This window comes from Sulfuricaulis sp., from assembly GCF_049587675.1.
Lineage (GTDB): Bacteria > Pseudomonadota > Gammaproteobacteria > Acidiferrobacterales > Sulfurifustaceae > Sulfuricaulis.
Genome location: NZ_JBAVEJ010000281.1, coordinates 1 through 9,816 on the forward strand (window position 1 = coordinate 1; position 9,816 = coordinate 9,816).

The 9,816-nt window shown below is 58.6% G+C and carries 11 protein-coding genes and 1 tRNA gene; 10 read left to right on the forward strand and 2 right to left on the reverse strand.

What is annotated here, in order from left to right:
- From WB402_RS14435 to WB402_RS14445, 3 genes are all read left to right on the forward strand, one after another.
- Positions 1 to 106, forward strand: a 106-nt coding sequence (locus tag WB402_RS14435) for a GxxExxY protein (protein WP_424209071.1), incomplete at its 5' end; no start/stop codon positions are given.
- A gap of 68 nt (positions 107 to 174) precedes the next feature.
- A complete protein-coding gene (gene nuoN, locus WB402_RS14440) occupies positions 175 to 1,620 on the forward strand; it encodes an NADH-quinone oxidoreductase subunit NuoN (protein ID WP_424209051.1) in 1,446 nt (481 codons plus the stop codon).
- An 83-nt stretch (positions 1,621 to 1,703) separates the two neighbouring features.
- A complete protein-coding gene (locus WB402_RS14445) occupies positions 1,704 to 2,537 on the forward strand; it encodes a hypothetical protein (RefSeq protein WP_424209053.1) in 834 nt (277 codons plus the stop codon).
- A 121-nt stretch (positions 2,538 to 2,658) separates the two neighbouring features.
- Here WB402_RS14445 and WB402_RS14450 read toward each other — a convergent pair whose 3' ends face one another.
- Complete coding sequence (locus tag WB402_RS14450; RefSeq protein ID WP_424209055.1) at positions 2,659 to 2,898, reverse strand: hypothetical protein; 240 nt, start codon at positions 2,896 to 2,898, stop codon at positions 2,659 to 2,661.
- A gap of 261 nt (positions 2,899 to 3,159) precedes the next feature.
- Positions 3,160 to 4,581 carry an MFS transporter gene (locus tag WB402_RS14455; RefSeq protein WP_424209057.1) on the reverse strand — a complete coding sequence of 474 codons (1,422 nt, stop codon included), beginning with the start codon at positions 4,579 to 4,581 and terminating at the stop codon, positions 3,160 to 3,162.
- 146 nt (positions 4,582 to 4,727) lie between these two features.
- Here WB402_RS14455 and WB402_RS14460 point away from each other — a divergent pair, with 146 nt between their 5' ends.
- The 7 genes from WB402_RS14460 to WB402_RS14490 form a co-directional block, all read left to right on the forward strand.
- The gene (locus tag WB402_RS14460) at positions 4,728 to 5,969 is read left to right on the forward strand and encodes an anion transporter (RefSeq protein ID WP_424209059.1); all 1,242 of its coding nucleotides are present in this window, start codon (positions 4,728 to 4,730) and stop codon (positions 5,967 to 5,969) included.
- A 70-nt stretch (positions 5,970 to 6,039) separates the two neighbouring features.
- Positions 6,040 to 6,315, forward strand: a complete 276-nt coding sequence (locus WB402_RS14465) for a cupin domain-containing protein (RefSeq protein ID WP_424209061.1) — start codon at positions 6,040 to 6,042, stop codon at positions 6,313 to 6,315.
- 33 nt (positions 6,316 to 6,348) lie between these two features.
- On the forward strand, positions 6,349 to 7,110 hold the full coding sequence (locus tag WB402_RS14470) for a hypothetical protein (RefSeq protein ID WP_424209063.1): 762 nt from the start codon (positions 6,349 to 6,351) through the stop codon (positions 7,108 to 7,110).
- A gap of 92 nt (positions 7,111 to 7,202) precedes the next feature.
- Positions 7,203 to 7,279: transfer RNA gene (locus tag WB402_RS14475), tRNA-Met, on the forward strand.
- A 173-nt stretch (positions 7,280 to 7,452) separates the two neighbouring features.
- Positions 7,453 to 7,944 carry a ribosome maturation factor RimP gene (gene rimP, locus WB402_RS14480; RefSeq protein WP_424209065.1) on the forward strand — a complete coding sequence of 164 codons (492 nt, stop codon included), beginning with the start codon at positions 7,453 to 7,455 and terminating at the stop codon, positions 7,942 to 7,944.
- Positions 7,934 to 9,436, forward strand: a complete 1,503-nt coding sequence (gene nusA, locus WB402_RS14485; RefSeq protein WP_424209067.1) for a transcription termination factor NusA — start codon at positions 7,934 to 7,936, stop codon at positions 9,434 to 9,436. The genes rimP and nusA overlap by 11 nt, the downstream gene beginning before the upstream one ends.
- A gap of 22 nt (positions 9,437 to 9,458) precedes the next feature.
- Positions 9,459 to 9,816 (forward strand): translation initiation factor IF-2 associated domain-containing protein (locus WB402_RS14490; protein WP_424209069.1); only part of this gene is annotated, 358 nt, incomplete at its 3' end.

Here is a 9,816-nt window from a genome sequence, read left to right on the forward strand (position 1 = left end):
ACTTCTAACGTATCTTAAGTTATCGAAAATGAAATTGGGAATTCTGATTAATTTCAATGTTACCATGCTTAAAAGTGGTATTAAGAGAATTGTTAATGAACTCTAGCTTGTTTGATTATTCCGTAACTATTTTCTTTTTCTTTGCGCTCTTTGCGTCTTTGCGGTGAAATTTAAATGAAATTTGTCATCCCCGAAATGATGCCCGCGGCACCCGAGATTTTCGTGTTCTCGATGGCCTGCGCGATCCTGGTTCTCGACCTGTTCCTGTCAGACCGTCTGCGGGTGGTTTCCTACTGGCTGGCGCAGGCGACGCTGGCTGGCGCGGTGCTGTTGACGCTCAAGGTCATGACGGCGGCGCCGGTGTTCACCTTCAACGGCATGTTCGTCGCCGACCGGCTCGCAGATTTTCTCAAACTCGGCACCTACGGCATCACCTTCTTCGTCTTCGCCTACTCGCGCGACTACCTGCGCGACCGCGGCATGTTCCGGGGGGAATATTTCGTGCTGGGTCTTCTGGGCGTGGTGGGCATGATGATCATGGCCTCGGCCAGCCATTTCCTGACGCTGTATCTGGGGCTGGAACTGCTGTCGCTGTCGCTCTACGCCATGATCGCCTTCCAGCGCGATTCGTCCGTGGCGACCGAGGCGGCGATGAAATATTTTGTCCTTGGTGCGATCGCTTCGGGCATGCTGCTCTACGGCATGTCCATGCTCTACGGCGTGACCGGCAGCCTCGATATTCCGACGGTGTCGCGCGCGATCGGCAAGATGTCGCCGGACAACATCATCCTGATTTTCGGCCTGGTGTTCGTCATATCCGGCCTGGCCTTCAAAATGGGTGCGGTGCCGTTCCACATGTGGGTGCCGGACGTGTATCACGGCGCCCCGACGGCCGTGGCGCTTTATATCGGCACGGCGCCGAAGCTCGCGGGGTTCGCGCTGTTCCTGCGCCTCCTGGTCGGCGGACTCGAGCCGCTCGCCGGTTCCTGGCAGGCGATGCTGATCATCATTGCGCTGCTGTCCATGGCGGTCGGGAACATCGTCGCCATCGCCCAGGACAACATCAAGCGCATGCTGGCGTATTCGTCGATCTCGCACATGGGCTTTTTCCTGCTCGGTATCCTGAGCGCCGGCCCGAACGGCTACGGTTCGTCGCTGTTTTATATTCTGGTTTACGCTATCATGAGCGCCGGCTCCTTCGGCATGATCATCCTGCTGTCGCGCGCGGGATTCGAAGCCGAGAGGCTCGAGGACTTCAAGGGCCTCAATCAGCGCAGCCCATGGCACGCCTTCCTCATGATGCTGCTTATGCTGTCCATGGCCGGCGTGCCGCCGACCGCGGGTTTCTATGCCAAGCTGCTCGTGATCCAGTCGGTCATTCAGGCGGACATGATATGGCTCGCGGTCGCCTCGGTGCTGCTGGCCGTTATAGGAGCTTATTACTATCTGCGCGTGATCAAACTCATGTATTTCGACGATGCCACCGAGCGTGCCCCGATCCGCGCCGGCTGGGACGTGCAGGCGCTGATGGGTTTCAATGCATTGCTGTTGATCGGTGTGTTGCCGTGGGTGGGCGTGATCATGGAACTGTGCCGGCAGGCGATCAAAAACTTATCCTGAATTGTCACGGTATAAAAATTCATGAGTTCCTGAATATTGAATATTATTGATAATCACCACTTCAGGGACTCGATCGAAACCACATGCGCAGCCATCATTGGGTAACCCTGACTCTTTATATGGTCGCCGTGCCCGCGGTGTTTGCCGACGAGCCGACCTCCAAGCCGTCGTTCGCCTTGAATGCGGGCGTGGAAAGTTTCCACTGGAAGGAATTCAACGGAGACCAACGCCTCCTCAGCGAAACGGGTCCGCGACTGACGGTCGGGTTCATGCTCGATCACTTGCTGCAGGGTGACCAGACCAACCCCTACGCGGTAGAAGCTCGCGCCTACCTGGGAGTTATCGATTATGACGGCCAGACCCAGACAGGGGTCTCGGCGCAAACCGACGTCGATTATTTCGGCGTCAACGCCGAGGTCATGGGTGGCCTGCGTCTGGCGGGCAGCCTCCGCATGGATCTGCTCGGCGGCTTGGGAGTGGATACCTGGATCCGCGATCTTCAAAATGGCGTAACGGCCAACGGCTCGGTCGCCCAGGGTTACCGGGAAGATTATTTCATTCTCTACGGCAAGCTGGGGCCGGGATTTCTGTTCCAGAGTGAAACGAGTCGAGCCTATTTACAGTTTGGCCTGAAGTATCCGCTTTATACTTATGAGCGTGCTTATCTCGCGGACATCGGCTTCGATAGCGACGTGGATCTCTCGCCCGGCAAGCAGCTTTCCGGTTATGCGAAGTGGCAGATGAACTGGGGACAGGAGACGGACAAAACGCGTTTTGGAGTAAGTATTTATTACGACAGCTACCGCTTCAGTTCCTCTGCCTCAAAGACAGTCTCGGCGGCAGGTACCTTGTATAGCGTGCATCAACCTGAAAGCCACATGGACGTGCTCGGCGCAAGGCTCGATTATTATTATTAGTGCCGTTCCAACTTATTTTTCAGAATTTGAACGGCCGTTTTTCCTTTGCAACCACCGCCGGATGAAACAGTAAAGTAGTCATTAATTAGTTGGAACGGCACTAGCCGCGCGTCGATGCGCCTCAGAATGACGGATACACCTTCATTTCACTCAGCAACTTGTCGTTGGATTGTGCCAACGCCTGTACCGGAGTGGTTGCCACCAACGCCGGAGTTTCCGTCAACGATTTTTGCTCGGAAGTAATCGGCTGAGAAGCGTTGTCAGCGGGAGCGGTGTCCAGCTTTTCCTCCGCTGCCAGCGCCAACGTGAATCCTGCGAATACCACAGCCGCCACCATGGCGGTCATACGATGTTTGTTCATGATTCTCATCCCTGCGATCGAAAATGTCCGCGTGAATTCCTGAAATATCATAAATACCATAATGCCTGTGAGCCCCGCGGAACAGGGGTGACATGACGGAAGCAATGGTATTGCTGACCGGCGGTTTAGCCCAACTTGCAGATCGTCTGGCTCGGGGGAGTTCAGCCGGTCCTTGGCTCGGAGAATACCGTTGTGATCAATATTTAGCATTAATGATGGATTTTGTCCAAGCGACCGAACCGGACCGCGCCCGGCGCCGCGTTATCCGGACCCGGCGGCCTGATTCGATTCCAGGAGGCGGGTGCGGCGCCGTCGCCGTTGCGCACCCAACAGGTCAATCACCAGTTCCGCCAGGGCGTTGAACCGGACGACCCGTATCATCAGGCCGCTGGCCGACACCGGCCGCCGCGCCTCGCGCACTTCGCGTATCCGCCGCAGGAATGTCAGCGCGACGGTGGCGCGCGCCAGGGCGGAGATCAGGATGACGCCCCACAGCCCGCTGGTCCAATGCATGGTGTATCCAAATATGATTAATTCGGTGGGGATGACGGTGCTGAGATAACCGCCGACCAGGGCGCCGCTGAAGATCGCGGAGTTGCTGAGGACGTTGTGAATGGCGGCGTAGGTGGAACGCTTGTCGGGCGGCATAACGTCGTAGAGAAAATTTCCGGCGCTCAGGCTGAACCCGGCCCAACACAGGCCGCCCAGCGTCTGTACGCCAAGGATGTACCAGAATTCCGGCGAGACCAGCCACAACGCCGGGAGGATGGGAATTAGCGAGCCCGTCAGCGCCATCACGCGGCGATGTCCGAAGATGTCGCCGAAGCGTCCCCACATATTGAGTGTCAGGAATTGCGCCAGCACCGAGATGCCGGTGCTGGCGGTGTATTGCAGGTAAGTGAAATTCAGATCGCGCAGCATGTAGACCGTGAAAAACGGCGAGGCGATGGCCACCGCTAAATTCATCATTCCCAAAAACAGCGTGAATCGCGCAAAGTCGGAAGCCTGCAGGCGTTGCCACAGGCCGCTGAATTGCGGCAACGCCATCGGGGCGGGCGCCCGCAGCGGCTCATGCATGCGCGCCAGATGATAAGCCGAGTACAGACGCGCGCTCGCCGCGAGACTGAAAGCGATCATGAATCCGAGACGCGTCTCCCCGGTCAGCTCGAGGAAATGCAGCAGCAGGCCGGCCCCGGCCAGGGAGACAAAGGTCATGATGCTCATCAGTTGCGTGCGCCGGGCAAAGTAGCGTCCACGCTTGCGCTCCGGGACCAGATCCCCCATCAGGCTGTTCCAGGCCGGGGTGACGAAGTTTCCGGCGGCGTAATAGAGCGCCACGCAGGTGATGACTATCGGCACGGCGTGCTGCGGGAAAAAATACGGCAGCCAGATCATCGGTAACCACGTCAGTGCCTGGATGAGGACGCCGGACAGAATGAGTGTCTTGCGCCGCGGCGCGAATCCGGCCAGCCAGGCGGATAACACCTGCGCCAGCGAGCCGAGCAGCGAGGGCAGGGCGGTCAGCAGCGAGATCTGCGCGGTACTGGCCTTGAGAAAAATTGCGTAGGCGGAAAGATAGGTCTCCCCGGCCCCTGCCATCATCGAGTAGGCGACGCCGTCACGCACGGAATGGCGCAGCGATCGTTCGACGCGCGCATCCTTAGAATAATAGAACCGGGACATAGATTCGTGTTACATCATCGCTGGCGAAGCCAGGTTAAATCCGTATGATCGAGTCTGTATTATAGAAGAACCCGACGTAGGCGGCGCCGTATCCGGTTACTCGACGGTGGTGGCGCGACGGCCCAAACAAGAAAAGACTCGTTTCCATGAACATTCCCATCATTGTCCTGTGCGCCGTGTTTGTGCTCATCGCGGTGCGCCGCGTCGGAAATCTCCACTTTGGGCTGTGGCAGATCATGCTGCTCGGGGCCGTGACGGTTCTCGTAACCGGACAGATCGGTCCGCGCGAGGCGCTGGGTGCGATTGACCCGGACATCATGCTGTTCCTGTTCGGCGTATTCGTCGTGGGACAGGCGCTGGAGGAAAGCGGCTATCTGTTTCATCTCTCTTATCTGATGTTCCGCCGCGCCGGCTCCGCGGATGGATTGATCCTGTCGATCCTGTTTGGCTTCGGGCTTGCCTCGGCATTCCTGATGAACGACACGCTGGCGGTGATCGGCACGCCGCTGGTGTTGCTGTTGGCCAAACAGCACCGGATGCCACCGAAGGTCTTGTTGCTCGCTTTGGCCTTCGCCGTGACGATCGGGAGCGTGGTGAGTCCGATAGGCAATCCGCAGAACCTGCTGGTCGCGATTCATGGCCGGATGCCCAACCCGTTCGTGGAATTTTTCCGGCATCTCGCGCTGCCGACCGTCATCAGCCTGTTCGCGGCCTTTTTCATTCTGAAATTTTTCTACCACGAAAGTTTCCACGGCGATGCGCTGGTGCACGTACGGCATGATTTGCGCGACAAACCGCTCGCCCGCCTGGCGCGGCTGTCGCTGATCCTGATAATTATTCTGGTGGCCGTGAAGCTGGCGCTGGTTTTCACGATGCCGCAAATCGATTTCCGGTTGACCTGGATCGCCCTGATCGCCGCGGCGCCGATTCTGTTTTTCAGCCCGAAACGCTGGCGCGTTGTCCGTCAAATCGACTGGCGCACGCTGGTTTTCTTTGCCGCGATGTTCGTGTTGATGGAAAGCGTCTGGATGTCGGGATTTTTCCAATCGCTGATGGCGCGCGGAAACCTGAACCCGGCCTCGATAGGAACGATCTTTGCCGTCAGCATGTTGCTGAGCCAGATCATCTCCAATGTTCCGCTGGTGGCGTTGTATCTGCCGATACTGATACATGCCGGGACTTCATCGAAGGAGCTGCTCGCGCTGGCCTCGGGATCGACATTGGCCGGCAATCTTTTCATTCTGGGCGCCGCAAGCAATGTCATTATCATTCAGAATGCCGAGCGCAAAGGCGGTCACAGCTTGAGCTTTATCGAATTCGCCCGCGTGGGTATTCCGCTGACGTTGGTGAATGTGCTGGTTTACTGGCTGTTTCTGGTGTTGTTGTGAGAAGCCTGCACCATTGCCATGGCCTCGGTCCGGGCCGTAAAATCGCCGCAACCATTCGAGATGAATCATCATGAATCAGATTTACATCGAGCACGATCCCTCGCCCAAGAAACTGGAGATTATCGGGGTTTACGACTGGCCGGTCTGGACCCGGGAGACATCGACATTCCCCTGGACCTATGACCAGAAAGAGACCTGTTACATTCTCGAAGGCGAGATTGTCGTGACACCCGATGGTGGCGAGCCGGTGCGTATCGTGGAAAACGATTTTGTGACGTTCCCCGCCGGCCTGTCCTGCACTTGGGAAATTTTGAACCCCGTCAAAAAGCATTACAAATTAGGCTGATCACGCCGAATCTCCTGGTCGACCGAATTGCCTATGCCTGAGGTATCCCATGACACCCCGGCCCGCGCAAGCGGGCTCCGCCTGCGCGCCGCGATTCGCGCGCTGTTAAGCCCGGGCATCTGGCTGCTGCTGTGCGTGCAACTGGCATTGATAGTTACCATGCGCTGGAGCATGCCCGCCGACGCCTCACCCCCCTCTGCGCCGGTCATATTCCTGATGGCAACGGTGTTGATGCTTTTCTATTACCTGCAGGCCGGGGCTTTTCAAGCCCTGACGCAAAGTCGGGAAACTCTGACAGTGGTGGAAGTCGTGCGTGCGGGCAGGGTGGTCTTCGCGGCATTTGTGTGGCTGGCGCTGAAGGCAGGTCTGCTGTTGGCGGCGGTGATAAATGTGCTGATCGTCGTAGCCATGCTGGTGACGGGCTATGACATCAAGGCGCTCATGAATGCGATCGCTCCCCTTTTCAGTCCCGTGGTCGGGATTTTGACCTTCGTTTTTGTCTACTGGCTGCCGTTCGTGTTCGTGCGCCGGGAATTTCACCTGCTCCCCAGCCTCAAGGCGGCGCTTCGGATTGCCTGGGATCGCCTGTCCGATTCCGCTTTTCTCGCAGTCCTGGTGCTCGTGCCGTCGCTGGTTTCCGATTGGCTTCCGCCTGACACCCCGCTGCTGTTTGATTTGCTGATAAGCCTGGTTAGCGGCATCATGGGGTGGATCGCCTACATCTACTGTATCGAGGTGCTGCGGGAGCAACCGCCTCAGGTCGGCAGCACAAATTCTCCTGATCTCCAACATTAACAGCGATTCGCAGTGAAGGGCGCATCCGCCCGATAAGTTCCTATTTTTCCTTGAATAATGCCATTCCGGACGGTAGACTTCGCGGTCCTTGCTGCGGGGTGGAGCAGTCTGGCAGCTCGTCGGGCTCATAACCCGAAGGTCGCAGGTTCAAATCCTGCCCCCGCTACCAAATCCCAAAGGCCCCGCCGGGGCCTTTTTGTTTCACAGCAGACCGGCGGCACGGGCCGTGGCACTTTCCGATTCCGGTGGAAGTGCTTATAATTCAGCCCGGTTTCAGCCGTCTCAAGAGTAAGTAAAAGAAGTGGGCCGCGCGCCCACTTTTGTTTTATGGGGCAAGAAGTTATGCGTGGTACGCGAGCGGATCTGCGAAAACTGCTCGAGCCCGGTGTCGTGGCCCTGGGCTTTGAACTCGTGGACGTGGAACTGGCGGGGAGCCACCATAGCCCCACGTTGCGGGTGTATATAGATGGCCCCGCGGGCATCAACGTCGACGACTGTGCGCGTGTCAGCCGGCAGCTTTCCGCGCTGCTCGACGTCGAGGATCCGCTGCCGGGGCAGTACACCCTGGAAGTGTCGTCGCCCGGTCTCGATCGGCCGCTGGTGACGCCGGAGGACTTCCGGCGGTTCATTGGCGAGACGATCAAGGTAAAGATGCAGCCGCCACTGCAAGGGCGGAAGAATTTTTCCGGCCGGCTGGTGGATGTGACGGCGGATCACGTCGTGGTGGAAGTGGACAAAGAGCATTTTGATCTGGCGTTCGATGGCATGGAGCGGGCCCGGTTGGTCCCCCGATTCCGAACGTCAGGAGTGACGGGAGAGCGAGATGATAGGTAACGAAGTATTGATGATTGTCGATGCCGTGTCGCGCGAAAAGGGCGTGGACAAGGAAATTATTTTCCAGGCGCTCGAAGCGGCGCTGGCTACCGCCACGCGCAAACGCCACAAGGGCGACACTGACGCGCGCGTCTTCATTCACCGCGACACCGGATCCTACGACACCTTCCGTCGCTGGGAAGTGATTGCCGACGAAACCGATCCGGTCGAGTTCCCCGACCGCCAGATCAAGTTGACCGAGGCGCGCGCGCAGAATCCGGACATCCAGATCGGTGAATTCATCGAAGCCCCGCTCGAGCCGGTCGAATTCGGCCGCATCGCCGCGCAAGCCGCCAAGCAGGTCATCATGCAGAAGGTGCGCGAGGCGGAGCGCGAGCAGATCGTCAACCTCTACAAGGACCGCAAGGGCGAAATGGTCACGGGCGTCGTCAAACGTCTGGAGCGCGGCGATGTCGTGGTGGACCTCGGCAATGCCGAGGCGCTGCTCGCCAAGAGCGCCATGATTCCGCGCGAGGGACTGCGCCCGGGAGATCGCATTCGCGCGCTGCTGGAAGACGTCAAATCCTTGCCGCGCGGTCCGCAACTGTTTCTTTCGCGCGTGGCGCCCAAGCTGCTGATCGAGCTTTTCAAGCTCGAGGTTCCCGAGGCGGGCGAAGGTCTGATCACCATTCACGGCGCAGCGCGCGATCCGGGCCTGCGCGCCAAAATCGCGGTCAGCTCCTCCGATCCGCGCATCGATCCCATCGGCGCCTGCGTCGGCATGCGCGGTTCACGCGTGCAGAGCGTGTCGAACGAACTCGCCGGCGAACGCGTGGACATCATCCACTGGTCGGATAACCCGGCCCAGTACGTGATCAATTCGCTCGCGCCGGCCGAAGTACAGTCCATCGTGGTGGATGAAGAATCGCACAGCATGGATGTGATCGTGGACGAAAAGCAGCTTTCTCAATCCATCGGACGCAGCGGACAGAACGTGCGGCTGGCCTCCGAGCTCACCACCTGGGAGCTGAACATCATGACCGAGCAGTCAGCCCAGGAAAAAGGCACCAAGGAGGCGGCGAACGCCATCCAGCTGTTCATGGAACAGCTTTCGGTGGATGAGAACGTGGCCACGGTCCTGGTGCAGGAAGGTTTCAGCAACCTGGACGAGATTGCCTACGTGCCGAAGCAGGAGTTGCTGGCCATCGAGGAGTTCGATGACGAACTGGTGGACGAACTCCGGAACCGGGCGCGCGATTTGCTGTTGACGCGTGCCATCGCCCAGGAAGAGAAGATCAGCCTGGCGGAACCGGCCAAGGACCTGCTCGAAATGAAGGGTATGGACGAAAACACGGCGCATCTCCTGGCCTCCCATGGCATCAAGACCATGGAAGAGCTGGCGGAGCAGGCCGTGGACGATCTGCTCGAGGTTGAGGGCATGACCGAAGAGCGCGCGCGCGAACTCATCATGACGGCGCGCGCACCGTGGTTCGAGGACGAAAAGGCGGGATAATTTTCCCGACCCCCAGGAGTTTATGACGCAGATCACCATCAAAGGTTTCGCGGATCAGATCGGCATCCCGCCGGATACGCTGCTGCGCCAGTTGGAGGCGGCCGGCCTGTCAGCTAAAAAACCGGACGACGCACTGACCGACGAAGAGAAGGAAAAACTTTTCCATTATCTGCGCGCCAGCCACGGCGCCACCGACGAAGGCGCGGCCAAGAAGAAAATCACGCTCAAGCGCAAGTCCACCAGCCAGGTTGTCCAGAGCACGCGCACCGGCGCCTCGCGCACCGTGCAGGTCGAAGTGCGCAAGAAGCGCACCTTCATCAAGCGCACTACCATCGAGGAAACACCGTCCGCCGCGGAAGAAGCGCCGGTCGAGGAACTCG

Bases quoted from the DNA above. Each gene is read 5' to 3' on its own strand.
- nuoN (WP_424209051.1), top strand. From the start codon at position 175: ATGAAATTTGTCATCCCCGAAATGATGCCCGCGGCACCCGAGATTTTC.
- WB402_RS14445 (WP_424209053.1), top strand. From the start codon at position 1,704: ATGCGCAGCCATCATTGGGTAACCCTGACTCTTTATATGGTCGCCGTG.
- WB402_RS14450 (WP_424209055.1), bottom strand. From the start codon at position 2,898: ATGAACAAACATCGTATGACCGCCATGGTGGCGGCTGTGGTATTCGCA.
- WB402_RS14455 (WP_424209057.1), bottom strand. From the start codon at position 4,581: ATGTCCCGGTTCTATTATTCTAAGGATGCGCGCGTCGAACGATCGCTG.
- WB402_RS14460 (WP_424209059.1), top strand. From the start codon at position 4,728: ATGAACATTCCCATCATTGTCCTGTGCGCCGTGTTTGTGCTCATCGCG.
- WB402_RS14465 (WP_424209061.1), top strand. From the start codon at position 6,040: ATGAATCAGATTTACATCGAGCACGATCCCTCGCCCAAGAAACTGGAG.
- WB402_RS14470 (WP_424209063.1), top strand. From the start codon at position 6,349: ATGCCTGAGGTATCCCATGACACCCCGGCCCGCGCAAGCGGGCTCCGC.
- rimP (WP_424209065.1), top strand. From the start codon at position 7,453: ATGCGTGGTACGCGAGCGGATCTGCGAAAACTGCTCGAGCCCGGTGTC.
- nusA (WP_424209067.1), top strand. From the start codon at position 7,934: ATGATAGGTAACGAAGTATTGATGATTGTCGATGCCGTGTCGCGCGAA.